Source organism: Burkholderia sp. APQ4-4ca, assembly GCF_057837105.1.
This window is the reverse complement of record NZ_JBYQCG010000007.1, coordinates 1-25,833: the sequence shown is the minus strand read 5'-3', so window position 1 is coordinate 25,833 and position 25,833 is coordinate 1. Positions and strand designations below refer to the sequence as shown.

Annotated in this window: 24 protein-coding genes and 2 pseudogenes; 10 read left to right on the top strand and 16 right to left on the bottom strand. The window is 65.3% G+C overall.

The annotated features are described in order from the left end of the window. The first annotated feature begins 45 nt into the window (after positions 1-45). From AC3IFE_RS00790 to AC3IFE_RS00775, 4 genes are all read left to right on the top strand, one after another. Positions 46-1,134 (top strand): hypothetical protein, encoded by a 1,089-nt coding sequence (locus tag AC3IFE_RS00790; RefSeq protein WP_489189290.1) that lies wholly within the window; start codon positions 46-48, stop codon positions 1,132-1,134. A gap of 49 nt (positions 1,135-1,183) precedes the next feature. Then, the gene (gene glmS / locus AC3IFE_RS00785) at positions 1,184-3,001 is read left to right on the top strand and encodes a glutamine--fructose-6-phosphate transaminase (isomerizing) (protein WP_489189289.1); all 1,818 of its coding nucleotides are present in this window, start codon (positions 1,184-1,186) and stop codon (positions 2,999-3,001) included. Between the two features lie 255 nt (positions 3,002-3,256). Next, positions 3,257-4,333 (top strand): glycosyltransferase family 2 protein, encoded by a 1,077-nt coding sequence (locus tag AC3IFE_RS00780; RefSeq protein ID WP_489189288.1) that lies wholly within the window; start codon positions 3,257-3,259, stop codon positions 4,331-4,333. Positions 4,334-4,348: 15 nt separating this feature from the next. Beyond that, positions 4,349-5,626 carry a glycosyltransferase family 87 protein gene (locus AC3IFE_RS00775; RefSeq protein ID WP_489189287.1) on the top strand — a complete coding sequence of 426 codons (1,278 nt, stop codon included), beginning with the start codon at positions 4,349-4,351 and terminating at the stop codon, positions 5,624-5,626. On the opposite strand, the gene AC3IFE_RS00770 is transcribed toward AC3IFE_RS00775, so the two are convergent. The 12 genes from AC3IFE_RS00770 to AC3IFE_RS00715 all read right to left on the bottom strand — a co-directional run bounded on the left by AC3IFE_RS00770 (position 5,590) and on the right by AC3IFE_RS00715 (position 16,157). Next, on the bottom strand, positions 5,590-6,630 hold the full coding sequence (locus AC3IFE_RS00770) for a TadG family pilus assembly protein (protein WP_489189286.1): 1,041 nt from the start codon (positions 6,628-6,630) through the stop codon (positions 5,590-5,592). The genes AC3IFE_RS00775 and AC3IFE_RS00770 overlap by 37 nt on opposite strands. After that, positions 6,623-7,051, bottom strand: coding sequence for a TadE/TadG family type IV pilus assembly protein (locus AC3IFE_RS00765; protein WP_089467160.1), 429 nt, complete (start codon positions 7,049-7,051; stop codon positions 6,623-6,625). The genes AC3IFE_RS00770 and AC3IFE_RS00765 overlap by 8 nt, the downstream gene beginning before the upstream one ends. Next, the gene (locus tag AC3IFE_RS00760) at positions 7,048-7,905 is read right to left on the bottom strand and encodes a tetratricopeptide repeat protein (RefSeq protein ID WP_489189285.1); all 858 of its coding nucleotides are present in this window, start codon (positions 7,903-7,905) and stop codon (positions 7,048-7,050) included. The genes AC3IFE_RS00765 and AC3IFE_RS00760 overlap by 4 nt, the downstream gene beginning before the upstream one ends. Next, complete coding sequence (locus tag AC3IFE_RS00755) at positions 7,902-8,843, bottom strand: type II secretion system F family protein (RefSeq protein WP_489189284.1); 942 nt, start codon at positions 8,841-8,843, stop codon at positions 7,902-7,904. The genes AC3IFE_RS00760 and AC3IFE_RS00755 overlap by 4 nt, the downstream gene beginning before the upstream one ends. After that, positions 8,840-9,817, bottom strand: a complete 978-nt coding sequence (locus AC3IFE_RS00750) for a type II secretion system F family protein (RefSeq protein ID WP_489189282.1) — start codon at positions 9,815-9,817, stop codon at positions 8,840-8,842. Before AC3IFE_RS00750 ends, AC3IFE_RS00755 begins: the two co-directional genes overlap by 4 nt. Continuing rightward, complete coding sequence (locus tag AC3IFE_RS00745) at positions 9,814-11,253, bottom strand: TadA family conjugal transfer-associated ATPase (RefSeq protein ID WP_489189281.1); 1,440 nt, start codon at positions 11,251-11,253, stop codon at positions 9,814-9,816. The genes AC3IFE_RS00750 and AC3IFE_RS00745 overlap by 4 nt, the downstream gene beginning before the upstream one ends. Continuing rightward, on the bottom strand, positions 11,250-12,473 hold the full coding sequence (locus AC3IFE_RS00740; protein ID WP_489189280.1) for a CpaE/TadZ family protein: 1,224 nt from the start codon (positions 12,471-12,473) through the stop codon (positions 11,250-11,252). Before AC3IFE_RS00740 ends, AC3IFE_RS00745 begins: the two co-directional genes overlap by 4 nt. Before the next feature lie 21 nt (positions 12,474-12,494). After that, positions 12,495-12,878: a CpaD family pilus assembly lipoprotein gene (locus AC3IFE_RS00735; protein ID WP_301738788.1), complete on the bottom strand. Its 384-nt coding sequence runs from the start codon at positions 12,876-12,878 to the stop codon at positions 12,495-12,497. Positions 12,879-12,892: 14 nt separating this feature from the next. Then, entirely contained in the window at positions 12,893-14,275 is a 1,383-nt protein-coding gene (locus AC3IFE_RS00730; protein WP_089467154.1) for a type II and III secretion system protein family protein, read from the bottom strand. A gap of 63 nt (positions 14,276-14,338) precedes the next feature. Continuing rightward, positions 14,339-15,385, bottom strand: a complete 1,047-nt coding sequence (gene cpaB, locus AC3IFE_RS00725) for a Flp pilus assembly protein CpaB (protein WP_489189279.1) — start codon at positions 15,383-15,385, stop codon at positions 14,339-14,341. Between the two features lie 17 nt (positions 15,386-15,402). Further along, complete coding sequence (locus tag AC3IFE_RS00720) at positions 15,403-15,885, bottom strand: A24 family peptidase (protein WP_301738785.1); 483 nt, start codon at positions 15,883-15,885, stop codon at positions 15,403-15,405. Between the two features lie 89 nt (positions 15,886-15,974). Next, on the bottom strand, positions 15,975-16,157 hold the full coding sequence (locus tag AC3IFE_RS00715) for a Flp family type IVb pilin (protein WP_059573845.1): 183 nt from the start codon (positions 16,155-16,157) through the stop codon (positions 15,975-15,977). Between the two features lie 943 nt (positions 16,158-17,100). Here AC3IFE_RS00715 and AC3IFE_RS00710 point away from each other — a divergent pair. Further along, entirely contained in the window at positions 17,101-17,763 is a 663-nt protein-coding gene (locus AC3IFE_RS00710) for a hypothetical protein (RefSeq protein ID WP_489189278.1), read from the top strand. A 348-nt stretch (positions 17,764-18,111) separates the two neighbouring features. Here AC3IFE_RS00710 and AC3IFE_RS00705 read toward each other — a convergent pair. The 3 genes and pseudogenes from AC3IFE_RS00705 to AC3IFE_RS00695 form a co-directional block, all read right to left on the bottom strand. Next, positions 18,112-18,292: pseudogene (locus AC3IFE_RS00705) on the bottom strand (transposase); the annotation flags it as partial. A gap of 15 nt (positions 18,293-18,307) precedes the next feature. Further along, positions 18,308-19,870 (bottom strand): methyl-accepting chemotaxis protein, encoded by a 1,563-nt coding sequence (locus AC3IFE_RS00700; RefSeq protein ID WP_489189277.1) that lies wholly within the window; start codon positions 19,868-19,870, stop codon positions 18,308-18,310. A 374-nt stretch (positions 19,871-20,244) separates the two neighbouring features. Beyond that, positions 20,245-20,808 (bottom strand): IS3 family transposase, encoded by a 564-nt coding sequence (locus AC3IFE_RS00695; RefSeq protein ID WP_489189341.1) that lies wholly within the window; start codon positions 20,806-20,808, stop codon positions 20,245-20,247. On the opposite strand from AC3IFE_RS00695, the gene AC3IFE_RS00690 reads away from it, so the two are divergent. The 4 genes and pseudogenes from AC3IFE_RS00690 to AC3IFE_RS00675 all read left to right on the top strand — a co-directional run bounded on the left by AC3IFE_RS00690 (position 20,746) and on the right by AC3IFE_RS00675 (position 24,582). Then, positions 20,746-21,132, top strand: coding sequence for an XkdW family protein (locus AC3IFE_RS00690; protein WP_489189276.1), 387 nt, complete (start codon positions 20,746-20,748; stop codon positions 21,130-21,132). The genes AC3IFE_RS00695 and AC3IFE_RS00690 overlap by 63 nt on opposite strands. A gap of 114 nt (positions 21,133-21,246) precedes the next feature. Then, the gene (locus tag AC3IFE_RS00685) at positions 21,247-22,326 is read left to right on the top strand and encodes an acyltransferase family protein (RefSeq protein ID WP_489189275.1); all 1,080 of its coding nucleotides are present in this window, start codon (positions 21,247-21,249) and stop codon (positions 22,324-22,326) included. A 201-nt stretch (positions 22,327-22,527) separates the two neighbouring features. Then, a pseudogene (locus AC3IFE_RS00680) lies at positions 22,528-23,324 on the top strand (DNA adenine methylase). A 128-nt stretch (positions 23,325-23,452) separates the two neighbouring features. Further along, a protein-coding gene (locus AC3IFE_RS00675) for an IS3 family transposase (RefSeq protein WP_489189274.1) occupies positions 23,453-24,582 on the top strand; the annotation gives its coding sequence in 2 pieces (ribosomal slippage) (positions 23,453-23,714 and positions 23,714-24,582; 1,131 coding nt in all). Between the two features lie 217 nt (positions 24,583-24,799). On the opposite strand, the gene AC3IFE_RS00670 is transcribed toward AC3IFE_RS00675, so the two are convergent. Then, entirely contained in the window at positions 24,800-25,234 is a 435-nt protein-coding gene (locus tag AC3IFE_RS00670; RefSeq protein WP_489189273.1) for a hypothetical protein, read from the bottom strand. A 321-nt stretch (positions 25,235-25,555) separates the two neighbouring features. Here AC3IFE_RS00670 and AC3IFE_RS00665 point away from each other — a divergent pair. Then, a partial coding sequence (locus AC3IFE_RS00665; protein WP_489189272.1) for a transposase occupies positions 25,556-25,833 on the top strand: 278 nt, incomplete at its 3' end.

Here is a 25,833-nt window from a genome sequence, read left to right as displayed (position 1 = left end):
GCCCGGCGGAATTTGCGCAGGACCACCGCGCAGGAGCCCCCCATCATGAACCGGCCCGCGCTTTTCCCGGCTGCCCGCGCACGCGCGGCGGCCATCGCCCGGCTATGCCGCTCGTGGTGCATCGCCTGCTGTGTCGCCGCCTGCGGCGTCGCACCGCACGCGAACGCCGCCGAACTCCAGCTCAGCGGACTCTACCAACGCCCCGACGGCGCGATCACCGTGCGTCTGAACGGCGCCGGCATCGATCCCTATTTCGCGGCAAAGGCCCTGCTCGGCGCCGCCGACGCGGGGCTCGACGCCCATCAGGCCGCGCTCGCATGGATCGCGTGGCTGCTGCCGCGCCAGCGTCCGGACGGCGGCTTCGATCGCTACTGCATCAAGAGCGGCCAGTACAGCGCCTGCGCGGAAGCCGACGCCGACGACGCGATGATGGCGACCTGGATCGAACTGCTCGCCCGCTTCGCGCCGCCCGACGGCCTGCCCGCCGCATGGGAACTCAGCCTGAATCGCGCCGGTGCGCATCTGGACACGCTGCTCGGCAAGCCCGCGGGCGTGTATCAGATCTCGTCGACGCTGCACGTCGCGCTGCTGATGGACAACGTCGAGGTACACAGCGCGTTCCAGGCGCTCGCCGCGTATTACGTGCGGCGTGGCGACTACACGCGCGCCGGCCCGTGGAGCCAGCGCGCCGACCGGCTCGCGTCCGCGATCCTGAAGGTGTTCTGGCGCGGCACGCAGTCCGGCTTTCGCGCGAGCACGCAGCGCATCAGCGACACGACCTTCTATCCGGCGAAAGTGGCGCAGATCTTTCCGCTCCTGTCGGGCATTCAGGTTCCGCAGCAATCGAACGATGCGATCTACGCGCAGTGGATGAAGAAGTACGGCAAGACCTGGCTGCAACTCGCCAGCTCCGATTATCCGTGGGGCTTGATCGCACTGGTCGCACTCAAGATGAACGACAGGAACACGGTCGCGTGCTGGCATGCGCTATCGGGCCCGTACCGGCACGGCGCACACTGGAACGTTCTGGAGGAAGCGCTTTACCTGGCATTCGAAAGCCGGATGGCCGACCCGGTCGCGCCCGCGAAATGCGGCTTCACGACGGCGGCGACAACGGAGACCGCGTCACGCTGATCCACGCGTGCGCACGGTCCGGGGGAATCTACAGGGAAGGAGACGTGTCATGTGTGGCATCGTCGGCGCGGTCGCGCAACGGGACATCGTCCCGATTCTGATCGAAGGTTTGCGCCGCCTTGAATATCGCGGCTACGATTCATGCGGCGTGGCGACGGTCGTCGACGGCCAGGCGCGGCGCGAACGCAGCATGTCGCGCGTCGCCGATCTCGACGCCCACGTGCGCAGTGCCGGCCTGGCCGGCAGCACCGGCATCGCGCACACGCGCTGGGCCACCCACGGCGCGCCGGCGACCTGCAACGCCCATCCGATCTTCTCGCGCGACGAAATCGCGCTCGTGCACAACGGCATCATCGAGAATCACGAAACGTTGCGCAAGCAACTATCCGGCGAACACTACGAATTCGACGGCCAGACCGACACCGAGGTGGTCGCGCACCTGATCCACAGCAAGTATCGCGGCGACCTGCTCGCCGCCGTCCGCGACGCGACCTCGCAACTGCACGGCGCCTATGCGATCGCGGTGTTCAGCAAGCACGAGCCGCAGCGGCTGATCGGCGCGCGGGCCGGCTCGCCGCTCGTCGTCGGCGTGAAGGACGGCGAATGCTTTCTCGCGTCCGACGCGCTCGCGCTCGCCGGCATCACCGACCGCTTCATCTTTCTCGAGGAAGGCGACATCGTCGAACTGACGCCGGGCGGCGTGCGCGTGCTCGATCGCACCGGCACGCCGATCGAACGCGCGATCCAGACCGTTCCGTCCGTGCAAGGCGTGGTCGAGCTCGGGCCGTACCGGCATTTCATGCAGAAGGAAATTTTCGAGCAGCCGCAGGCCGTGGCCGCGACGATACCCGATGCCGGACTGTTCGATCCGGCCGTATTCGGTCCCGACGCCGCGCGCGCATTCGAGCAGATCGACAACGTGCTGATCCTCGCATGCGGCACGAGCCACTACGCCGGCCTGACTGCACGCCGCTGGCTCGAGACGATCGCGCGCCTTCCCGCGCAGGTCGAGATCGCGAGCGAATACCGCTACAGCGACGCGCTCGCGATGCCCAATACGCTGGTGGTCAGCGTGTCGCAATCCGGCGAGACCGCCGACACGCTCGCCGCGCTCAAGTATGCGCAGGCGCTCGGCCATATCGACACGCTGGCGATCTGCAACGTGCCGACCAGCGCGATGATGCGCCAGACCGGCCTGCGCTTCCTGACGCGGGCCGGCCCGGAAATCGGCGTCGCGTCGACCAAGGCGTTCACGACGCAGCTCGTCGCGCTGTTCATTCTCGCCGTCACGCTCGGGCGGCTGCGCGGCTACGTCAACGATGCGCAACTCGCGCGCTATACGACGCAGTTGCGGCGCCTGCCGGGCGCGCTCGACGACGTGCTGGGGCTGGAGCCGCAGATCGCGCGCTGGGCGGCGGAATTCTCGCAGCATGAAAACGCGCTGTTTCTCGGGCGCGGGCTGCACTACCCGATCGCGCTCGAAGGCGCGTTGAAGCTGAAGGAGATTTCGTATATCCACGCGGAAGCGTATCCGGCCGGCGAGCTGAAACACGGGCCGCTGGCGCTCGTCACGCATACGATGCCCGTTGCGACGATTGCGCCGAACGATGCGCTGCTGGAAAAGCTCAAGTCGAACATGCAGGAAGTGCGTGCACGCGGCGGACAGCTTTATGTGTTCGCGGACGCCGATACGCGGATCGACAACGGCGAAGGCGTGTCGGTGCTGCGCATGCCGGATTACTACGGGTTGTTGTCGCCGATTCTGCACGTCGTGCCGTTGCAGTTGCTCGCCTATCACGCGGCGTGCCTGCGGGGCGCGGATATCGACAAGCCGAGGAACCTGGCGAAATCGGTGACGGTGGAGTGACGAGTGGTGCCGTGACGCACGCGGGCTCGTGAAGGTCGTCGACCGAGCGACCGGGCCCGCGCTGCACGCCGCATTCTCGATTCGTGCCTTGTCGAATCCCGAATACTTCGTACAATATTGAGAGCCCATGTCGTCCAGTCCACGGTGAAAAGGCCGGCCGGGCCGCCTTCGCCCCGAATCGGGTCGCCCCGTTCGGCAAACGACAACGCAAACCTACCGCGCAACGCAGGCCGAATCTCTCCGGGGGGCCGCCACGTGTCGACGCAAGCCAGGAAGCCGCTGATATCGCTCGTCGTGCCTTTTCACGACGAAGAAGAAACGATCGACGCATTCTTTGCCGAAACGCTGCCCGTTCTCGAATCGGTCGCGTCGGTGCGCTTCGAGATCGTCTGCGTCAACGACGGCAGCCGCGACGGCACGCTGGACCGGCTGCTCGCGGTCGCCGCCGGCGACCCGCGCATGCACGTCGTGGATCTCACACGCCGCTTCGGCAAGGAAGCGGCGCTCACCGCGGGCCTCGACGAAGCGGCCGGCGCGGCCGTGATCCTGATCGACGCCGACCTGCAGGACCCGCCCGCGCTGATTCCCGCGATGCTCGAACGCTGGCGCGCAGGCGCCGAGGTCGTCGCCGCGAAGCGCACCGACCGCCTGTGCGACCCGCTGATGCAGCGCGTGGCCGCCGCGCTCTACTACCGCGTGCACAACCGGCTCTCCGAAGTCGAGATGCCGGAGAACGTTGGCGATTTCCGGCTGATGGACCGCGAGGTCGTCGACGCGCTGCGTGCGTTGCCGGAACGGCGGCGCTTCATGAAAGGGCTGTTCGCGTGGGTCGGCTACCGTACCGAGATCGTCGAATACACGCGCGCGGCGCGTAGCGGCGGCCGCTCGAAATTCTCCGGATGGCGGCGCTGGAATTTCGCGCTGGAAGGCATCACGAGCTTCAGCACGGTGCCGCTGCGCGTGTGGACCTATATCGGCCTCACGTTCGCGATGCTGTCGCTCGCGTATGGCGCGTTCATCGTCGTGCGCACGCTGCTGTACGGCAATCCGGTGCACGGCTACCCGTCGCTGATTTCCGTCGTGCTGTTCGTCGGCGGCATCCAGCTGATCGGCATCGGCGTGATCGGCGAATACCTCGGCCGGATCTATCACGAATCGAAGCAACGCCCCGTCTATCTCGTGAGGCGGCACTACCGAGCCGAGCGCGATGCGGCCGCGCGACCGGCATCGAAGCTGCTGCCGTTTCCGCTCAAGCGCGCGCACGCGGCGCGGCGCCGGGCCGCGACGCCGGCGGCCGTGGGCATCGCCGCCCGCAAGACGTCGTTCAAGTAGCACCGGGCGCGTCAATTGGACATCCTCCGGCAATCGACACGCCCGGCCGAGCGGCCGGTCGTCGCGTGGCTCACGCCGCGACGCGTCGTCCTGTACAGCGCGATGGTGCTGATGTCGTACGCGGTGTTCATTGCGATCTGGACCGCGGTCGCGCGTCACGCGTCCGCCACCGGCGGCGTGACGCCGCGCCCGGGCGCCGACTTCTCGGTGTTCTGGTCCGCGTCGTACGTCATGCTGCACGGCGCGCCATCGCAGGCGTACGATTTCTCCGCATTCTCGCGGCTGATGACCGGGCTGTTCCCGCACCTGCCCCGCGACGTCTTTGCGCCGTGGCTGTACCCGCCCACCTATCTGCTGCTCGTGACGCCACTGGCGCTGCTGCCGTTCGCGCTCGGTTATCCGCTGTTCGTCGCGTTCGGCGTGTTGATGCTCGGCCTCGCCGCGTGGCGCGTATCCGGCCTCCGCGCGATTCCCGGCGCGGCGCGCGCCGTCGCATTCGCGCTGATCGCCGCGCCGTGCGTGTTCGTCACCGCGACGCTCGGGCAGAACGCGTTCCTGACCGCATCGTGTGCGGCGCTCGCCGTGTATTGGGCCGACCGGCGTCCGCTGTGGGCCGGCCTCTGCATCGCGCTGCTGTCGGTCAAGCCGCAGATGGCGCTGTTGTTTCCGTTCGTGCTGGTCGCCGTGCGCGCCTGGCGCACGATCATGTGGGCCGCGCTCGCGACGAGCGCATTCGTCGCGGCGAGCGTGCTCGTCTGCGGCGTCGCGTCGCTGCGCCTGTTCGTCGCGAGCGCCGGCCTCGTCCGTTCGATCATCCTCGAGCATGGCGTCGTGTTCTGGCTCGCGTCGCCGACGCCGTTCGCGGCGTTCCGCCTCGCGGGCGTGCCGCTCGGCGCCGCGTATGCCGCCCATGCCGGCATCGCCGCGATCGCGATCGCCGCCGCGTGCATCGTCTGGACGCAATCGCGCGACACCCGCGTGCGCGCGGCCGTCCTGGCGGTCGCGACGCTCGTGGCGAACCCGTACGTGTGGCACTACGAACTCGCGTGGCTCGCGATCGCGATCGCCTGCATGCTGTCGATCGGCTGGCGCGACGGCTGGCTGCGCGGCGAACAGGCCGCGATCGCGCTGATGTGGGCACTGCCGATCGCCGAATACCTGAACCCGTGGCTGCAACTGCCGCAAGTCGGCCCGGCCGTGACGCTCTTCGCACTGCTGATGCTGCTGCGCCGCGCACGGCACGACGCGCTTACCGCTTACAACGCGAGCCGCGGCGGTACGTACACGCCGTAATACGGCCCGACGCCCGTCGCGACGCCGGTCATCTTCACACCGGCGACGAAGTGCCCCTGGATGTACTTGTAGGTGCCGCCCAGCGACACGTCGATGCGGAATGCGGCGAACGCGACGATCGGCACGTAGGTGCTGCTCGACGTCTGCGTGACGACCGGCAGCACGACCGTCGTGCCGACCGGCACCGACGTATAGAGCGTCGCCTTCACGCCGGTCGCGAGATAGATGCTGTCGCCGATATTGAGCGTGGTCGGGTTGCCGGTCACCATCAGGCCGCTCATCGTCGTCGTGTCGGTCGCGGTCGACTGGAACGACGTCCACTGGCCGCCCATGCACAGCGTGCCGTACGTCTGCCCGTTCGTGATCGAAAACTCGTACGGCAAACCCGTCAGCGGATTGATCAGCGGCTGGTTGGTCGCCGCGTTCCAGTACTGGTTGTACACGCACTGGTCGATCGCGATCGGAAAGAGCCCGCCCGCCGCGACCCCGCCCGGCGCGGCGAGCACCGCGATCGCGGTCGCGCCGCCGGATGCGCCGGGGATGCCCAGCAGCCCGCCGAGCAGCAACGGAATCGAGCCGCCGTTGACCCCCGGCGCGCGCGATACGGTCACCTGCACGGCCGGCACGTCGTAGGGGCCAGGCGTGATCGTGGTCGGCTGCATCGACGCCGGTGTGCGCGTCACGTTCCAGTAGCCGGCCGTCACCGTGCCGGTCGCCAGCGGCGCGCCCGCCGCCGAATTCCGCGCGATCACACCGTTCGCCGCCGGCGCGGCCTGCGACCAGTTCAGTGCCCCGCCGGTCGGCGACATCATCGCATCGGCCGCCGCGAGCGCGGCCGCGTCCGCGGCATTCTGCAACTGATTGCGCACCGTGGCGATCCACGCGATGTCGATCGCGAGCGCGCCGAACGACAGCAGCGGAATCAGGAACATCAGGAAGAACAGCGCGACGGAGCCACGCTCGCGCGCCGCGCCGCTGGATGGCTTGTCGGCCGCGTCATTCATACAGCATCACCGAGCTGGCGGTGAGCGTCACCGGGCCGGTCAGCGCGCTGAATGCCGAACCGAGCACCATCCCGGCATACGTGTAGGTCACCGTGACCGTCAGCGCGGTGCCCGCCGTCGTGCCGTTCGCCTGCGTCACGGTCACGGTCGGCGTCGTCGGCGTGCCGCCGGTGATCAGGCTGTTCTGCGTATAGCTCAGCGCGACGTTCGCGATCTGCGTCGGGGTCAGCATCGGCACGCGCAGCACGACGCCGGCCCGCGCGGCTTCGCGGCTCGCGTTCGTGATCACGGCCTTGTCGCACAGCAGCAGGCTCACGTCGATGATGCCGATCAGCACCATCAGCAGGAACGGCAGCATCAAGACGAACTCGAGGGATACGACGCCGCGCGCGTGGCGGCCGCGCATCGCCGCGCGTGTCATTTTGCGGCCCCCGCGGCAGGTGGCATCGTATGCGGCTCGAGCGCGGCGCCCTTCAACGGCCGCGCCGCATCGGCCGCCGGGCGCGCCGCGAGCTGCGCACGCACCGCTTGGTACACGCGCAGATTGTCGGCCACCGCCGACGCCGGCAGATCCGCGGACAGCAGCTTCTTCGCCGAATCGGTGTTGCCGAGCACGCCATACGCGAACGCGAGATTCTGGCGCGCCTGCCACGGCGCATCGGGCAGCCCGGCCACGTCGAGCAGCACGTTCACGCCCTCGCGCGGACGATTGCTCAGCACGAGCGACAGCCCGAGGTCGACGCGCAGCCCCTGCGCGTCCGGATGGGCGCGCAGCGCGTCCCGGTACACGGCCTGCGCGTCCTCGTGGCGGCCCTGCAGGTCGAGCACCGTGCCGAGCCCTTCCGCCGCGAGCGGAAGGTTCGGTTGGGCGGCGAGCAAGGCGCGATAGCGTCCGGCGGCCTCGTCGAGCCGCCGCTGCCGCAACGCGACGCGTGCGAGCCCGACCTGCGGCCCGAGTTCCGCGGGCGCCTGCTGCCGCGCCTGCTCGTAGAGCACGCGAGCGCGCTCCAGATCGCCGGCGCGGTAGTTGACGTCGGCGAGCCCCAGTTGCGCCGCGAGCGAGTCGGGATGCCGGGCGAGCACCTTCCCGTACAGCGTCGACGCGAGATCGACGTTGCCGCCGGCCAGCGCGCTGTCGGCAATGCGCAATTCGGCCTGCGGGTCGTCGCTCTTGTGCGACAGCGCCGGCCGTGTCTGGATGCCCGGCGCGCAGCCACCGGCCAGCAGCGGCAGCACGGCCGCGAAAGCGAACGCGCGTGGGACGAAGCCTTTCATTTGAACACCTCGAGCAGACGGATGGCCGCCGGGCCTACCGCGATCAGGCCGACCGTCGGCAGGATGAACAGCATCATCGGCAGCGTGATCTTCGGCGCGAGCTTCGCGGCCTGTTCCTCGAGCGCGACGATCTGCTCGGTGCGCTCGCTACGCGACAGGGTGCGCAGCGCCTGCGTGATCGGCGTGCCGAATCGCTGCGACTGCGTGAGCGTCGTGGCGAGCGAGCGGGCCGACGGGAAATCGACGCGGAGCGCGAAATGCGCGAGCGCTTCGGACACGTTGCCGCTCAGCGTCAGCTCGTCCGCGCAGACCGTCAGCTCGTCGGCGAGCGGCGGGCAGATGCGCGCGAGTTCACGTGCGACGCGCCGCACGCCCGACACGAGGCTGTTGCCGGCCATCGTGCAGATCACGAGCAGGTCGAGCGCATCCGGAAAGCATGCGGCGATGATGCGGCGGCGGCGCCGGATCATCGCGCCGAGCACGTATTCCGGCACGATCACGCCGATCACGAACGCGGCGATCATCGCCACCGCGCGGATCACGAAGTATTCGCCGAAGCGCGGAATATACGGGCTGAACACGATCGCGACGCCGGCGAACAGCACACCGCAACTGAGCTTGATGCCGATCATCGACGACACCGCACGCCGTTCGCGAAAGCCCGCGCGCGTCAGTTGCAGCCCGAGCTTCGCGCGCTGCATCGGATCGAGCACGGGCAGCCGCTCGCCGAGCTGCGCGAGCCGTCGCGTCAGGTCGTGACGCACGTCGCCCGGCAGACGCCCGCCTGCCACCGACGGCGGCCGCTGTCCGGCGGCCTGCTGCACGCGCACGGCGATCCGCCGGCGCGTGCCGCCGCCCGGCGTCGCGAGCGCCGCCGCGACGCACGCGATCAGCAGCAGCAGTTCGAGGCCGTGGGCGGCCAGCATCGACATCGTCATCGCGCGGTATCCAGTTTCGAAATCTTGTGAATCGCCAGCAGGCCGATCGTCAGCAGCACCACCGCGGTCGTCAGCATCACGCGCCCGGCATGCGTGTCGAACAGCAGCATCACGTACGCGCGGTTCACGAGGAACAGCGCGCCGATCATCACGAACGGCACCGCCGAGATGATCTTCGTCGTGATCCGCCCTTCGGCCGTCAGCGCGCGCGTCTTCAGGCGGATGTCGCGACGCGTGCGGATGATGCTCGACAGCTCGTCGAGCGTCTCGCCGAGGCTGCCGCCGGTCTCGCGCTGCAGCAGCAGGTAGACGGTGAAGAACGAGAAGTCCGCGATCATCAGCCGGTCCGCCGCGTGCGTCAGCACGTCCTTCAGATCCGCACCGACGCGCAGGCTGTCGCCCATCGTGCGGAAGGTCGAGCGCACCGGCTCGGCCGCGCTGTCGCCGACCGTGCTGATCGCCTGCGTGACCGGAATGCCCGCGCGCACCGCCCGCACGATCAGGTCGATCGCATCGGGGACCCCCTCCAGAAAGCGCAGCCGGAAACGCTCGACCAGCATCCGGTAGCTCGCGCGCATCGCGATCAGCGGCAATCCGGCGTAAATCGCCGGATGCACGACGCTCGGCAGCGCGACGAGCTTCACCGCGACGATCCCGGCGATCGCGCCGGCGATCGTGCTCGCGATGACGATCCGCAGCCCGCGCTCGCCGCCGACCGCCCGCACCCGCGTCACGTAGCGCTGCACCCATGCGCGCATGCGGGTTTGCCGGCGCGGCAGGTTGAACAGCGCGACACCGGCCCCGGCGGCCTCGCCGGCGTCCCGGCCCGCGAGCGCGGGCGCCAGGCGCTGCAGCCGCGCGCGAATGCGCCGCTCCGGCGTATGGCGCGCACGCTCGAGCAACGCGGACAGCCCGAGACCCACCGCGAGGATCGCGACGAACGCGCCGAGCGTGAACAGGTCGGCGGCCCTCATTGCCGGAACGCCTCGGAAAGCGCGTCCTCGACGCCGTAGTACGCGGCCCGCGGCGCGAACGCGGGCCGCAGCGACGACGCCTCGAACACACCCCTCACCGCGTCGCGCGTCGTATCGCTTTCCTGGCGGAACGCGAACAGATCCTGCGTGATGACCACCTCGCCTTCCATCCCGACAATCTCGGTGATCCGCGTCACGCGGCGCACGCCGTCGCGCATCCGCTCGATCTGCACGAACAGGTGCACGGCGCTCGCGATCTGACGCCGGATCGACAACAGTTGCAGGTTCGCATTCGCCATCATGACCATGCTTTCGAGCCGGCTGATCGCGTCGCGCGGCGAGTTCGCGTGGATCGTCGTCATCGAGCCGTCGTGGCCCGTGTTCATCGCCTGCAGCACGTCGAACGCCTCCGCGCCGCGGATTTCGCCGAGGATGATGCGATCCGGCCGCATCCGCAGCGCGTTGCGCACGAGATCGCGCTGCGAGATGCCGCCGAGCCCTTCGGTATTGTCCGGGCGCGTTTCGAGGCTCACCACGTGCGGCTGCAGCAGTTGCAGCTCGGCCGCGTCCTCGATCGTCACGATGCGCTCGTGCTCCTCGATGTGCTGCGACAGCGCGTTGAGCAGCGTCGTCTTGCCCGACCCGGTGCCGCCCGAGATCACGATGTTCAGCCGGCATGCGCACGCGATCTTCAGGACCTGCAGCATCGCGTGCGAGATGTTGCCCTGATGCGCCATCCGCGCGAGCGTGATGTCGCGCTTCGCGAACTTGCGGATCGAGATCGACGCGCCGCGCATCGCGATCGGCGGCAGCACCACGTTCACGCGGCTGCCGTCGGCGAGCCGTGCATCAACCATCGGGCTGCTTTCGTCGACGCGGCGTCCGACCGCCGCCGCGATCCGCTGCGCGACGCTCGTCACGTGCGCGTTGTCGCGAAACTTCAGCGACGTGAGCTCGAGCCGGCCCGCGCGCTCGACGTACACCTGGTCGGGGCCGTTGACGAGGATGTCGGACACGGTGTCGTCGGCGAGCAGCGGCTCGATCGGCCCAACGCCGAACATGTCGTTCAGGATCGCGTCGACGATCAGCACCTGCTCGCCCGCGGTGATCTTCAGGCGCTCGCGCTCGACCGTATGCGCGGCCACCTGTTCGATGCCGGCGCGCACTTCGTCGCGCGTCTTCATCAGCGCGGCCGACATGTTCATCGACGCGAACACCGCGGTGCGGATCGCATCGAACTTGCCGGAACGAATCAGCGCCTCCTGCGTATCGGCCGTCGCCGCGCGCGCGGCTGCGGCCGAAGGTGCGGACGTGGACAGGGACGCCGGCACCGGGCTCGCGGCCGGCGCCGGCGCGGGCGCCTCGTCGCGCGGCGCGGCAGGCGACCCCGCCGGCGCGGGGTCCGGCGTCGGCTGCTTGCGGGTACCGAACGTCACGATCCCTTCCTCCATTTGACGAAGCGCGCATACCACGGCTCGGCGATAGCCATCGATTCGCCGGTGATGCCGTTCGCGAGCAGCCGGATCTCGTCCAGGAAACCGCGGCGTTTCGAGCCTTCGATCGGCTCGCCGAGGTTCTCCGCGATCGCGAGCGACTGCGCGTCGTGCGGCAGCTCGCGCAACCGCACGCCGCCGAACGCGTCCTCGAAATCGGTCGGCGCGACGCGCCCCTTGACCGGCTCGAGCGGATTGTTCAGCACCATCGACAGCATTCGTTCGCCCGGCATTTCCTTCACGAAACGCGCCAGCCGCGCGGTTTCGTACGCGGCGTGCACCGACCGATCGGCGACGATATAGACGAGATCGGATGCCGTCAGCGCATCCTCGAACAGCTTGCCGGCGCGAACGCCCACGTCGAACAGCACGTAATGGAAGCGGTCCTTCAGCATGTCGACGAGCTGCGCGATCGCATCGTCGCGCAGCAGCGCGTCCTCGCCGTACGCGAGTTCGGCCGACAGCATGTGCAGGCGGTCGCCCTTCGTGACGAACATGCGGTCGAACAGCGCGTCGTCGGGGCGCCGTTCCATGTTCAGCAACTCGATCAGCCCGTTGTTGCTCGACAGCCCGAGCATCGAGTTCGCGCCGCCGCCGTGCAGGTTCAGGTCGACGTAGGCGACGCGCCGCCGCTTCTCGCCCGCCAGGCAGCGCGCGAGGCTGACCGCGATCGTCGTCGTGCCGACGCCGCCGCGCGCGCCGACGAAGCTGACGATCTTGCCGGTGCGCCCCTGCACGACCGACTCCGTCATGGTCAGCGCGCGCCGCATCAGCTCGACGGTCAGCGGCTTCACGATGTAGTCCTGCACGCCGATGCCCAGCAGGTTGCGGAACAGCCCGACGTCGTTCTGCGTGCCGATCGCGACGACCCGCACCGACGGATCGCATACGTCCGCGAGCCGCATCAGGTCGGACACCGGCAGCACCGAATCCGACACGTCGACGATCAGCTGGCGCGGCGAGCGCTCGTGCTGCTGCAGCAGCCGGATCGCGTCGTCGCAGTTGCCCGGCTGCACGTGGGCGCGCGTGATCGACAGGTCCTGCGCGACGCGGCGGATCACATCCTCGCTGCCGGCATCGGACACGACCGCGATGAGGTCCGCCGCTCCGGCGGAGGCGGCTTGCTTGGCGTTCTGGCGGTCGAGGACGTTCATGGGCGGCATCGCGATCGCATCGGAAGTGGGTCAATGGCCGGGCGAGCCGGTCGTCGTCAGCGTCTTGCCCGGCGCGGGCTGCTTCACGCGATCCTCGACGTAGCGGCGCACCGCGTCGGCCGCGACTTGTGCATCGGCGCCGCCGTACGGCACGGGCGCGACGAGGTCTTCCGGCCGCGCGAGCATCGTCGCGAGATTCGTGTAGGTCGCGCAACCGAACGGCACGCCGGGACGCCCGAAGCCGGCGTCGACGAGATGCGACGGCTGCATCAGCTTCGCGCAGTCGGGCGGCACCGCACGGACGCCGTCGAAGCCGATCGCGCGCGCATCGGGCAGGTTGATCGGCGGCGGCGTCGACAGGCAGGCCGCGAGCGCCAGCGGCAACGGCGCGGTGAACAGGGTTCGGACTCGCATGCGTGCTCCTCCGGTCAGTACACGAAGCCCGCCGCGCCGACGAGACGCGGCGTGTCGCCGGTCAGCAGGTCAAGCCCGAGATTGCGCTGGATCGCGAACTCGAGGTCGCTGCTCGGCCGCGCGACGGTGTCGATCGCCTGCTCGAGCTGGCCGGGCCCGGTCGGCTGCACGATGTACGGCGTCACGATCACGACGACCTCGGTCTTGTTGTCCTGGAAGTTCTTCGACGAAAACAGCCGGCCGATGATCGGCAGCCGGCCGAGCCCCGGGATCTGCGATACGGTATTGGCCGTCTGGCTCTGCAACAGCCCGCCGATCGCGAAACTCTGCCCGCTCGACAGCTCGACCGTCGTCTCGACGCGCCGCACGGTGAGCCCCGGCACCGTGATGCCGCCGGTCGTCACGCTGTTGTTCGGGTCGACCTCGCTCACCTCCGGACGCACCTTCAGGCTGATCCGGTTGTCGGCGAGCACGGTCGGCGTGAAGTCGAGCGACACGCCGAACGGCTTGAACTCGACCGAGATCGCGCCGGTCGTGTTGCCGGCCTGCGCGACCGGAATCGGAATCTCGCCGCCCGCGAGGAAGCTCGCCGTCTGCCCGGACATCGCGGTGAGGTTCGGCTCCGCGAGCATCGTGATCAGCCCTTCCTGATCGAGCGCGTCGAGCACGACGTCGATCGACCAGCGCCCCGTATGGAAACCGCCCGCCACCGAGTACGCGCCGGTTGGCGACAGGTTGAACAGCCGGTTCGTCGGGTCGAACAGCGTGCGTCCGTTGAATAGCCCGCCGATGAAGTTGCCGGCCGCGCCGAGCGAGCTCCAGTTGATGCCGAGCTGCTGCGTGACGTTGCGGCTCACCTCCGTCACGCGCACGCGCAAGTTCACCTGGATCGGGCGCGACAGCGTGAGACGGTTGACGATCTTTTCCTTGTCGTTCACGTAAGGCGCGAGCGACTGCATCACGGCGTCCGCGTCGGCCGCGCTCGGCACCTTGCCCGACACCATCAGCGAGCCCGGCGCGCCGGACACCGACAGCTTCAATTGCGGAAAGCGGCTGTCGAGCACCGTCTGCAGCGACGCGGTGTCGACCTGCACGATCACGGTCCGGCGCAGGATCGGCCGATGATTCGCGCCGAGCGCGATCAGCGTGGTCGTACCGGCCTTCTTGCCGAACACGAACACGGTGCGCGGCGACGGCACCTGGATGTCCGCGATGCTCGGGTCCGCGACGAACATCGCGGTCGCGGGTTCCGGCAGCGACAGCATCTCGCCCTTGCCCGTCGCGATCGACAACGCCGCGCCGGCGTCCGCCGCCTGCGTGCGCTGCGCGAACGCGACGCCCGGCGCGACGAGCGCGGCCAGGCACCAGAAAGCGATCCAACGAACCATGCGCACCATGCGTGTTCCCGTCAAATGCCGGCCGCCGGGCGGCCGGTTCCGAATCGACATCTCGTCATCGCGTCACTGCGCGCCCGCCGCCCGCGGCACTTGCGCCGCCGTGTCGGCGGCCGCATTGCCCACCGCCGGTGCGGCCGGTGCAACCGGCGTGCCCGGCGTGCTCGGCCAGCCGGACGGCAGCGGCGGAACGCCCGGCATGCCGACGCCACCGCCACCGCCGCTACCGCCACGCGAGCCGTCGTCCACCGACGAGCCGCGATAGATCACGACCGTGTTGCCCTGCGGTGCGGGCCGCATGCCCGTGTCGGTCTTCGCCGACGGCGCGCGCGTCGCGTCGCGGAACGCGCGCGATACGTCGCCGGCCCACACCGGCGGCGTATCGGGCTCCTGCTCGTCGCCGCCCGCCGCCTGGCGGCGGTCGCTTGTCGCGAAGCTGCGCAGCGCGAGCGACAGCGAGCCAAGGCGTGTCGCGACTAGCACGACCTGCGCGGTGCGCGGCGCGACCTCGAGCGTGACTGTGCGCGCACGCACCGGCGCGTCGGGTGCGCTCGCGGCCGCCTTCGCGCGCTGGAATTCCGAGCCGACCGCGAGCACGCGCGCGCGGCGCACGACCGTCTCGGCTTCGAACGTGCCGGGCGCCGTCGCGGAGCCGCCGATCTGCTGCGTGAGCACGACGTCGACGAAGTCGCCCGGCTGGATCAGCCCCGCGTTGCCCGACACGTCGTCGACCGGCACCGAGATCGCGCGCATGCCGGGTTGCAGCGCCGCCGCGAGAAAATCCGGCGCGCCGGCCGGGATCACGTTGTCCGCGCGAATCGGCGCACCGGCGTCCACGCGGTTGCGCAGCAGCGCGCCCTTGAGGTCCGCCCCCGGCTGGGATTCGACGAAGGCACCGGCCGGCACCTGCGCGAGCGGCATGCGCTTCCACGCGAGATCGTTGTCGCGCAGCAGCAGCCCTTCGGGCAGATCGGCCGCCGCGACGCGCACGTTGACGTCGCTTGCCGCGCCGGACGCCGACGGCGTCGACGCGGCGACATAGAGCTGGCGCAGGAGGAACGCACCGATGGCGGCAGCAATGATCAGCACGGCCATTCTCAGAGGTTTGGGCATGGCGGCGTGCGTCCCCGCTAGGTGAGCGAAACCGCGTGAGGAAACGGCGCCCAGACGGCCAGTGCGCCGCCGAGCGAGAGCGCGATGCCGTACGGCACGCCGCGCGTGTCGATTGCAGGCGACGGCGCGATGCGGCGACGCTGCCACGCAACGGCCGCGAGCATGGCCAGGCCGCATGCGAGGCCACTCGCCGCGACGATCGTCAACACCGGGAATGCGAGCGCCGGGCCGGCCCACAGAAAGACGGCCGCCGCCAGTTTCACGTCGCCGCCGCCGATCCAGCCGGCGTGACGCAGTCCGGCGAACAGCAGCAGCATCGCCGCGGCGGTCGCGACGTGAGCGGCGAGCTGCGCGAGCCCTTCACGCGCGAGCGCGGCCGCGACGAAATACAGCATCGCGAACGCGAGCACCGTGCGGTTGGACAGGCGCCGCGTGCGCACGTCCTGCAGCACGAGCGACATCAGCACGAGCGTCGCCGCCGACTGTACGAGATGGAGCATCGGAGAGCCGTCCGTCGGCGCGCCCCGGCTGGATACGTCGTACCGCTGCGGATCCGTGTGTTCGTCGGCGGCGCGCGGGTTCAGGAAGATCAGATCAGCGCCGTGACCTTGTTCATCAGCGATGTGAACACGGCAGGCAGGCCCCCGGTGTTGCTGCTCAGTATCACCCCGACCGCCGCCAGCGCGACGACGACGATGCCGGCGAGCACCGCATATTCGAGCGAGCTGACGCCGCGTTCATCACGCAGCAGGGATTTGACGTAGTGCAGCATGACAACCTCCGTGTGACGGGGTCGTTGATCGACCGTTGAATGTAAAGACGCGGCGTTGCTTCGGCGGCGTTCACTGCGTTTCGCCCATTCACGACTCATGCGGCAGGCCTGTCGACGGGCCGTTCGCATCCCCCGAATCCTTTCGATCGCTGCTGCGCGAGTTCGGCGGCAATGGAATCCGCCATTACCCGCGCTCGCTTGTTGCCTGCCCGCCTCGGTACGATGCGGATCAAGCCGTTCGTCTAGGGTATAGACAATTTTTTTAGCGTTTTCAAATAATTTAGCGTCGAAATGTATTTATGGAAATGCCTGTTCACACGTGAATCGAGATCCCGGAAGTCGGCGTATTGTCGCGGCTCCGCACCATGTGATCACTATCCACGTTAATAGTCTTACGACGTCGGGCGGAACGATTTTCCGAATCGCGTACAATTTACGCTTGTGTTCAATTTTTTATTGCCGGACAGCCCTCTTTATTGACCGGATATCGCATTCGGTAGCCGCCCGGCGTCGCGCGAAACGCGTTTGGCGATGGAAGGCGGCGGCCGACCGCACGGGATCGCGTTTCCGGTATTTCGATACGGCTGTCAATGCGTCGCTTTGTTGCGTAAATCGGAGATGCACAAGCACGGCGGGTCGATCATCTAACCGCTGATTGCTGGCGACCCGGGAACGCATGGAGCCGTGTTAGCTGCAAGTACGCGCTGCTCCGCGCTGTCGCGGCCCGAAGACCGCCGCAGACCTGATTCGCCCCAACGACCGAGGGGCCTAATATTGGTAAATTCGAGATATCGTCGCTCAGCCATGCCGCGGAATCGGGACGAATCTTGCAGACTGCCAATTTGTTCGAGTTTTCTTCGGGATGCTCGACAAAGCCCTTCCCGTTGGTCCCGAATCGCTCGACTGGGCAAGCCTGTCACACCGTACATGCGCGAGAACTGCAATGCGATCAATTGCCGTAGAGGCTCGAACGACCCGTCGGAGTATCTGGCTCGCGACGTTGCTGATCCTTGGGCTGAATATTGGCGGTTATAGCGCCGGGTGGTACCACTACAACGAGGTTCTCGCGGAGGGCTTTCGCCTATGGAGACCGGGCGGCGACGGGGACGTGGGTCTTTACGTGCGCGGCGCCATGGCGGCCGATTATTCGCTCATCAGAGCGCCCTCCGTTACAGACTGGCCGATGGTCGCCGTCTATATCTGTGTCGTGGCCTTGTTGCTTTGGGGCATTTGGCGTTCCCCAATCGCGCTCGTTCGCTGGGAACTGGGAGGCGTCGCCGCGTTTTTCGGCGCACTGGTTGTCATCGGTTACGGTATCGATCCGATCACGACGCGTCTGACCATCGGCGGGCAGAATCATTTGATCGTCCAAGGCACCCGGCAGGTCTCCGCTGGACACCCCGTCGAACTCTGTTCGATACGAAACATCTGGATAGAATCGCACACTGGCAGGAACAGCCATTACATCGTAGAGGCCGGCATTTTTCCTGCCGAGGCGGCAGCCCGACCGGATGCAAACGAGCTGGTCATTTTCGACACCGCGACCTCGGCCCGAGCCTTCGCCAACGACCTTAATGAAGCGCGTCAGGCGAATTGCCGCAAGTAGGCGTTTCCTGCCCCATCCGCCCGCCCCCATTTCGCTCGGAACGGCTGGAACTGACGACGCGGCAGGTTCGCCGGCTGGTGGCTCGCTGTGGGAACACGGCGCGGCGGGTCGGAAGCGTGACGATTGCGGCAACTGGACGAAGAAAATCAGCGGCTCAAGCGGCTGTGGGCCGACCAGGCGCCGGACATCCAGGTTCTGAAGGACGTTCTCGGACAAAAGCGAGTTCGCCCGCGCAGCGTCGAGAAGTTGTGCAGCAGGTGATTGAACAGCACGACTATTCGAAGTGCCGGGCGTGCGCGCTCATTCGCCTGAATCGCCGAACCTCGGCGCTCTGATCCAGTTCCGCCTGCCGAACTTCAGTTTCCAGGCGTAAAGGCTGTAGGTCGTGATGCCCAGCCGCTGCGCCACATCCGCCACCGAATGACCCTGTTTCGGTTACCTGATTGACTTCCTCGATCTTGAACTCGTTCGTGTACCGCTTGCCGCTCCTCCCGACCTCCTCGGTTGCCGTAAAGGCTGGCCGGTCCAGAACCGGCCGCGGCTACTAGTCGACCTTGAAGATAGAGACTGCCGCTTTCAGGCTTGCCGCCTGGTCGGCCATCGACTGGGCCGCAGCCGTAGCTTGCTCGACCAAAGCGGCATTCTGCTGGGTCACCTCGTCCATTTGGGTAACGGCGACATTGATTTGCTCGATTCCCGTGGTCTGCTCGCCAGAGGCGGAAGCGATTTCGCCCATGATGTCCGTGACACGTTTCACCGATCGGACGATCTCCTCCATTGTCGCTCCAGCGTTCGAAACCAGATTCGAACCTGCTGCGACGTGAGATACCGAGGTTCCGATGAGCTCCTTGATTTCCTTCGCCGCGACCGCACTTCGTTGTGCCAAGGTTCGGACTTCACCCGCGACAACTGCGAAGCCTCGTCCCTGCTCGCCCGCACGCGCTGCTTCGACCGCTGCGTTGAGCGCAAGGATATTGGTCTGAAACGCGATGCCTTCGATGACCGAGATGATCTCGGCCACCTTGTGCGAGCTGGATGCGATGTCTTCCATCGTGCTGACCACCTGCTTCACGGCGTCTCCCCCCGACGAAGCGGTTTGTGAAGCCGCCGCCGCCAAAGTGCTTCCTTGACGAGCATTGTCCGTGTTTTGCCTCACCGTCGAGGTGAGTTCCTCCATGCTCGCAGCCGTTTCTTCGAGCGAGGCAGCCTGCTCTTCCGTGCGCTGAGATAGATCGACATTGCCCTGCGCCACCTCCGCAGCGGCGACGGAAATGGACTCCGCGGACGCCTTGATGCCCTGAACGATCGAGGTGAGCTTGGCGCGCATCGCCTCGAGTGACGCCATCAAACTCGATGAGTCACCGCGCGCCAGCGGCAGATCGACCATGAGGTTTCCGCCGGCGATCTGCGCCGCGGCATGTTGAGCCACGGAGGGCTCTCCACCCAACTGACGCAGGATACTGCGAGCAATGAGGATGGTTGTCGCGATGGCAACAAGCAGTGATCCGCCAACGATTGCCGAGATCAGCGCGCGAACGCTCGCGTACATCGCAGTCGCATCTTGCTGCGCCTGCTCGTTAAGCTGATCTTCGAAATTTGCCAGCTCTACTGCGCGTGCAAGCCATACCCGCTGCACGGGTCTCGCATTCTGCAAGAGTTCCTTCGTTGCCCCGGCCGCGTCGTTGTTCAGGCCGAGCTCTGCTGCTTTTCTTAATGGAGGCAGTGCTGCTGCCTCGTCTTGCTTGAGGGCAGCGATGAGCGTCCGTTCCCGTTCCGTCGTTCCGGCCTCATCGGCGAACATACGCGATAGTTTCTGGTAGGCGTCTGCGTAAATCTGCTCCTGTTTTTTGATGCGGTCGCCCTCCAGTGCCATATCACGCTGGTCGGTAAGCAACGCCAGATTCCGCACGGCGATCGCGCGATCCTGTATCGATGAGCGTAGTTGGTTGGCCAACCGTGCTTCCGTATTGTTTATTCGCGCAATGGCGTCAAGTTGGTTGTTCAATTGCCACAGTCCGTAAAACGCGGTCACGGCGATTGCCACCAGCAGGGCCGTCAATAACCCGAATCCGATAGTCAGGCGGCTAGATACTTTCATATTTCTCATAGAGGTTCCCGGGGCGATGATGAATGGTCCATACAAGTTGTTTACGACAAAATTCAAACTCGCTGAAGGGAACTCGTGACCGACGGCAGTGGGAACCCCGTGCTCCGTCGCGTGGGACCGCCGATGACCGTCATCGTCGATTTGCGTGCGGCTCCGGACGCCCAATCGATGCCGCGGGGCGCACAGCAGAAAATGCCGGAGCTATCCGTACAAACACCGCTTGCGTACTTTTAGGAGAGGAAATAGAAGGCGCATGCGGAATTCCCGCCCTGTAACATCCTTCGCTGTCCGACAAGCTTGGATCGAGCAAGGACCGGAGCCCGACCTGGAGCGCCCGATGAATACGCTCGCCGAACCAGCTGTCACTGTAGTGGTCAACTAATCCCGGACACTGCGTTAAGTTTTTCTTCCGCAACCGCCGGCGCCAGTCCGTCATTGAACTGATGCGGCCGTATCCAGTTGTACCGGTGTGCCTCCTGCGCCGAAATGTAGCCCACTGACGGTAGCCATTCGGTCTTGAAGCTGCGGAACAACCTCTCCATCGGGGAGTTATCCCAACAATTTCCTGGACGGCTCATGCTTTGCTGTATCCGATAGCGCCAGAGGTGCTGACGGAATTTCCGGCTTGCATATTGGCCGCCTTGATCCGAGTGAAACAGCAAGCCTTGCGGTCGGCCACGTTGCTCATAGGCCATCTCCAACGCCTGCACGACCAGATCGGCATCAGGGCGTGTCGAAAACGCCCAGCCAGCAACCCGACGCGTGAACAGGGCGAGTACTACGGCCAGATAATGCCAACGTCCCTGCGCCCAGACATACGTGATGTCACCACACCGCACCTGATTCGGCGTACCAACCTCGAATTCGCGATTGAGATGGCTGCGATCAAGAAGCTGTACCCGGGTGCGCTGCACGGCGTGGATTTTCTCGTTGGTCAGCCTGTCGATCAAAACACAGGTGAGCTTATAGGCCTGCCGTGGATCGCTGCGTGGAAGCGGCCGGAACCGCAGCCAGATGACGAATTGATTCACAAAGAATTTGCAGCGAACGAGGCTGAATTTCGTGCAATCGTCATCCGTGAGCAGCGGGGCGCGTGCCTTCGCGACTCCGATACTCGAACTGCGGTCCCGCCTGACGCTCCACGGTCGGTGCAAGAACAAGCAGCCCAGTGGGTGGAGTACCGCCAGAAGTTGCGCGACATACCGACCCAGCCCGGATTTCCGTTTGACATAGTGTGGCCGGAGCCGCCGCACCCGACTTAAACGTGTTAGTCCCCGAGCGGTCGGCAATGGTCGCTAGGCTACAATCGGCCCGACGTGAGTCGAACCTGTCGACTGGCCAGCGACAGAAACAATGAATCTCAATAATCGTAGACCGTGAAGCTTTCCCGAATCCCCGAGCTTGATTTGCTTCGGTTCATCGCCGCCCTTGCTGTCGTGTTTTTTCACTATGCATTCCGGGGCTATGCTGCCGATGACCTGACCACCATGCACTATCCGCCGATGGAACCGCTCGCTCGATACGGTTTCCTCGGTGTGCATCTGTTTTTTATGATCAGCGGCTTTGTCATCCTCATGACGGCCGGCGACGCGAGCATCAAAAAATTCATCGCGTCGCGCGCAGCGCGCTTGCTGCCGGCGTTTTGGGTTTGTTGCACGGTCACCTTCCTTGTGACGCTCGCAATTGGTGGAGACCGCTTCACGGCGACGTGGCCGCAATACGTCGTGAATATGTTGACGCTCGGTGGCGGTTTCGGCGCGGACCCGATCGACGGTGCGTACTGGTCGCTCGGCACAGAATTGCGGTTCTATCGGTTGGTCGCGATCGTGCTGATCATCGGCCAGATCGGTCGATCAGAGCGATGGTTGTTCGGTTGGCTAGTTTCCACCGTGCTCGTCGAGGCGTTCCCGTTCATCAAGCTCAAGACCTTCTTGGTGACGGATTACGCAGGTTTCTTCATTGCCGGTGCAGCGTGCTTCCTCATCCGGGCACACGGCCTATCGCGATCGCGGATCACGCTCGTATGTGCAGCCTGGGCGCTATCGCTATATCAGGAACTTCAGCTCTTGCCGTACTTCAGCGAGCATTTCGGGCCGGATCTGAATCCAGTGATCGTGGCGGTTGTGATGACATCGTTTTTTGTGGTGCTGCTCATTCTCGCGCTTCGCCGGACGCCGATTTTAACGAGTCGACGATGGGTCTGGTTCGGTGCAGTCAGCTACCCGCTTTACTTGATCCACCAGAACGTTGGTTACATGCTTTTCAACATCGTCGGCAGCGCGATCGACCGCAACATCTTGTTCTGGACGGTCATAGCGACGGCAATCGGCTTTTCGCTGTTATTGCATGTTGGCGTGGAAAAGCCTGTCGCCGGAGCGCTCAAGCGGAAGTTAGTGTATTGGCTTGAAGCAGTGCAAAACTACGGGGCAGCGCTGCGTAGGCGCGCCCGACAGTAATCGACGCTCGACTCGATGGTCGCCCGTTACCGTAGGACCGTTGGAAGATATTGATGTCGAGAAAGAGCGTGGCGACGTGCCTGGTGCTGTGAACACCCGAGCCGCCCCGCAACCGCAGTCGATGCCCGCGAATCCGGCAAGGCCACGCTACCCGTGCAGAGGCGGCGTAAGGCTATCTCGCCGGGATCGAGAAGGTAGCAATTGGAATCGTCAGCACCGGTCATCCCCTGGCTCAGTGGTAAGCGCCGGCTGGCCGATAAACTCATCCCGCTGTTTCCGCCGCACGGATGCTATGTCGAGGCGTTCTGCGGTGGCGCTACGCTGTACTTCCTCCGACCTGTGCCGGCACCCGTCGAGGTCATCAATGACGTCAACGGCGAGCTGGTCAACCTGTACCGTGTCGTCCAGCACCATCTCGAAGAGTTCGTGCGCCAGTTCAAATGGGCGATCGGCAGCCGGCAGGCATTCATGGCAACAGATGACGCGACCGGAAACCCTGACGGACATCCAGCGTGCTGCCCGGTTCTTCTACCTACAGCACCATGCTTTCGGTGGGAAGGTGGCCGGCCAGACGTTCGGGACCGCTACGACCGCGCCGTCGGTCAACCTGTTGCGGATCGAGGTGCAGCTCTCAGCGGCCCATCTACGTCTGGCTGGAACGCATGTCGAAAACCTGCCTTGGCGCGAGTGCGTGGAACGGTACGATCGGCCGTACACCTTCATCTACCTGGCCCCGCCGTACTGGCAGACAAGAAGGCTACGGGGTGCCGTTCGATTTTGGGGAGTATGAGGCGATGGCCGCGCTGATGCGCAAGGCGCGCGGCAAGGTCATGGTGTCGATCAACGACCATCCGGGCATCCGGAGGGCGTTTGATGGCTTCCACATGCTTGAGCTGGACATTCGCTACTCGGTCGCCAACAGACACGGGCGGCCGCATACAAGCGGCGAGCTGGTGATTACGAACTGGGAGCCTGGGGTGATGGGTGGCCTGTTTTAGTGCCAACTCGACCGCAAAGGCCGTTTACGCGCGTGGTGACCCTAGCCTGACCCTAGCCCACAAAACTGTCCCATTTGAAAGTAGAAAATTCCAGCATGACGTTGTCATCAAGACCAGGAGGTCATGCCGTGAAGAAGAGCAAGTTCACCGAAGAGCAGATCGCATATGCGTTGAAGCAGGCCGAGCTGGGCACACCAGTCGCGGAGGTCTGCCGCAAGATGGGGATCAGCGACGCGACGTTCTACAACTGGCGGACGAAATATGGCGGGCTGTCGCCCTCGGAGCTGCGTCGGCTGAAACAACTTGAGGAAGAGAACGCCAAGCTCAAGCGGCTCGTGGCCGATCTGTCGCTGGACAAGGCCATGCTGCAGGACGTGCTGTCAAAAAAAATCTGAAGCCTTCTCGGCGCCGTGAGCTTGTCACGGACTTGATGCAGCGTTTCGGCGCAAGCCAGCGACAGACCTGCGCATTGTTGCAGCTGTCCCGTACGGTCTACCGCTACGAGTCGGGCGCGCGGGATCAAAGCGTACTGGAAATGCGCATCAAGGAGATCACGGAAGTGCGGGTGCATTACGGTGCACCCCGCGTGTACATGATGCTTCGCCGGGAAGGCTGGAGAGACAACCACAAGAGAGTAGAACGCGTGTATCGCGAACCGGGCCTTTCGTTGCGCCATAAGCGACCTCGACGGAACAAGTCGGCTCGCCGCCGCCAGCCGAAGCAGTCAGTAAGCGCAATCAACGAAATCTGGAGTATGGATTTCGTCGCGGACGCGCTGTTTGATGGTCGACGCTTGCGCACGCTCACGATCGTGGACAACTACACGCGGGAGTGCTTGGCGATTGAAGTTGACGGATCGTTGCGTGGCGAGCACGTTGTCGCTGCGCTGACTCGGCTCGCGCATCATCGTCCGCTTCCCCGCTATATCAAGGCAGACAACAGCAGCGAGTTCATTTCGAAGGCGCTCGACAAATGGGCGTACGAAAATGGCGCGGAGATTGACTTCTCGCGTCCTGGCAAGCCGACCGACAATGCGAAGCATGAATCCTTCAACGGGCGCTTTCGGGAGGAGTGCCTCAACGCACACTGGTTCTTGTCGCTGGAAGACGCCAGACGCAAAATCGAAGTCTGGCGCGGGTACTATAACGAGGCGCGTCCTCACTCTGCGCTGCAGTGGATGACACCGGCGGAATTCGCCCGCCAGTGCACCGATCGGGCCGGTTCGGCCCGCCCCGAAGAGCCGGAATTTTCCAGCTGAGACTGGGACGGAAATTGGGCTAGCCTCACGTCGAGCCGGAACCGTTCTCTCCTGATCTCATATGCCTCGCAATCAAGCCGAGGTTAGGGAAGCAACTCCAGAGCTGCACTCCATCCCTGAATCGTTTCATCGAACTTCGACGCATCACACAAGACATTGCCTTGCTCCGAGAGAGCATCTAACTCATCTTGGATTTTCTTGGGAAGTCTGACCATCTTTATTCTCTTCCTGTCGATACACGCTTCGCGAATTCGAGACACTTCTTATCCTCACCGGAAAATGGCCCATTTCCAAATTGCTCATACAGCGGCACAAAGAACTCCGCAGATTTATCTAGATCACTGGCTTCGAAATACACCGTTCCGCTGAGAAATCCGATTATCAGATCCGGGCCGGTTCCGAAACCGTACGCCCTCCTCACTTCCGCCAACCAGTGAACAGCCTTATCAAACTGCTTAGTATCTCGATAAAAAACGACGAATCCGCATGCCATCGACTGCGCGAGGTCGTACTGCTCTCTAGGCTCGGGCAAAATCTCCCACGCTTTTATGAAACTTACCTCAGCGTCAGCAATTTCACCCTTCTTCCATGCCTCCCGACCAGCGGCGCCGTAAGCGTATATGTCTTTGATCAAGTTTTCCGAGAGTTCCATGACCCCAACCTTACGAAACGACGCACAACCTCGATGTCACCGGGGACGAGAATTCTCGAATAGCCTCATGTGACGGACTGCATCAATCCAATAGGTCGAACTCTTCATCGACGTTAGGCTTTTACGTCTCAATTGATAAGCCACAGAGCCCAATATACCACCGCGACCTATGCTGGTGGAGTGCCGAGATGTCCCACTCACTCCTCCTCTAAGCCACTCAAATCCACTGGCTTAGAGACGGTTTCAAAAAGAGCCCGTGGGCCTGTTAACTTTCGCGGCGAGCTGTTAACCTCAGGCATCGGAACAACCGAGGCCGAGGAGATGGGCAAGCCGATCATCGACGACGAATTGTGGACACTGATCGAGCCGTTACTGCCGCCATCCAAGCCGCGGCGCGAGAAGAACCCGGGCCGCCTGCCTGTTTCGAATCGCGCCGCGCTGACCGGCATCTTGTTCGTTCTCGAGACCGGACTACGCTGGCGCGACCTGCCTGCCGAGATGGGTTGCGGCTCGGGCGTGACATGTTGGCGGCGGCTGCGCGACTGGCAGGCGGCCGGCGTGTGGGACCGCTTGCACGAGTTGCTGCTCGCGAAGCTGCG

Coding starts and splice junctions, on each gene's coding strand:
- AC3IFE_RS00670 (WP_489189273.1), bottom strand. CDS start 25,234: ATGGAACTCTCGGAAAACTTGATCAAAGACATATACGCTTACGGCGCC.
- AC3IFE_RS00740 (WP_489189280.1), bottom strand. CDS start 12,473: ATGCCGCCCATGAACGTCCTCGACCGCCAGAACGCCAAGCAAGCCGCC.
- AC3IFE_RS00755 (WP_489189284.1), bottom strand. CDS start 8,843: ATGACGATGTCGATGCTGGCCGCCCACGGCCTCGAACTGCTGCTGCTG.
- AC3IFE_RS00790 (WP_489189290.1), top strand. CDS start 46: ATGAACCGGCCCGCGCTTTTCCCGGCTGCCCGCGCACGCGCGGCGGCC.
- cpaB (WP_489189279.1), bottom strand. CDS start 15,385: ATGCCCAAACCTCTGAGAATGGCCGTGCTGATCATTGCTGCCGCCATC.
- AC3IFE_RS00770 (WP_489189286.1), bottom strand. CDS start 6,630: ATGAATGACGCGGCCGACAAGCCATCCAGCGGCGCGGCGCGCGAGCGT.
- AC3IFE_RS00760 (WP_489189285.1), bottom strand. CDS start 7,905: ATGAAAGGCTTCGTCCCACGCGCGTTCGCTTTCGCGGCCGTGCTGCCG.
- AC3IFE_RS00720 (WP_301738785.1), bottom strand. CDS start 15,885: ATGCTCCATCTCGTACAGTCGGCGGCGACGCTCGTGCTGATGTCGCTC.
- AC3IFE_RS00710 (WP_489189278.1), top strand. CDS start 17,101: ATGCGATCAATTGCCGTAGAGGCTCGAACGACCCGTCGGAGTATCTGG.
- AC3IFE_RS00715 (WP_059573845.1), bottom strand. CDS start 16,157: ATGCTGCACTACGTCAAATCCCTGCTGCGTGATGAACGCGGCGTCAGC.
- AC3IFE_RS00735 (WP_301738788.1), bottom strand. CDS start 12,878: ATGCGAGTCCGAACCCTGTTCACCGCGCCGTTGCCGCTGGCGCTCGCG.
- AC3IFE_RS00750 (WP_489189282.1), bottom strand. CDS start 9,817: ATGAGGGCCGCCGACCTGTTCACGCTCGGCGCGTTCGTCGCGATCCTC.
- AC3IFE_RS00690 (WP_489189276.1), top strand. CDS start 20,746: ATGGCTGCGATCAAGAAGCTGTACCCGGGTGCGCTGCACGGCGTGGAT.
- AC3IFE_RS00730 (WP_089467154.1), bottom strand. CDS start 14,275: ATGGTGCGCATGGTTCGTTGGATCGCTTTCTGGTGCCTGGCCGCGCTC.
- AC3IFE_RS00700 (WP_489189277.1), bottom strand. CDS start 19,870: ATGAGAAATATGAAAGTATCTAGCCGCCTGACTATCGGATTCGGGTTA.
- AC3IFE_RS00765 (WP_089467160.1), bottom strand. CDS start 7,051: ATGACACGCGCGGCGATGCGCGGCCGCCACGCGCGCGGCGTCGTATCC.
- glmS (WP_489189289.1), top strand. CDS start 1,184: ATGTGTGGCATCGTCGGCGCGGTCGCGCAACGGGACATCGTCCCGATT.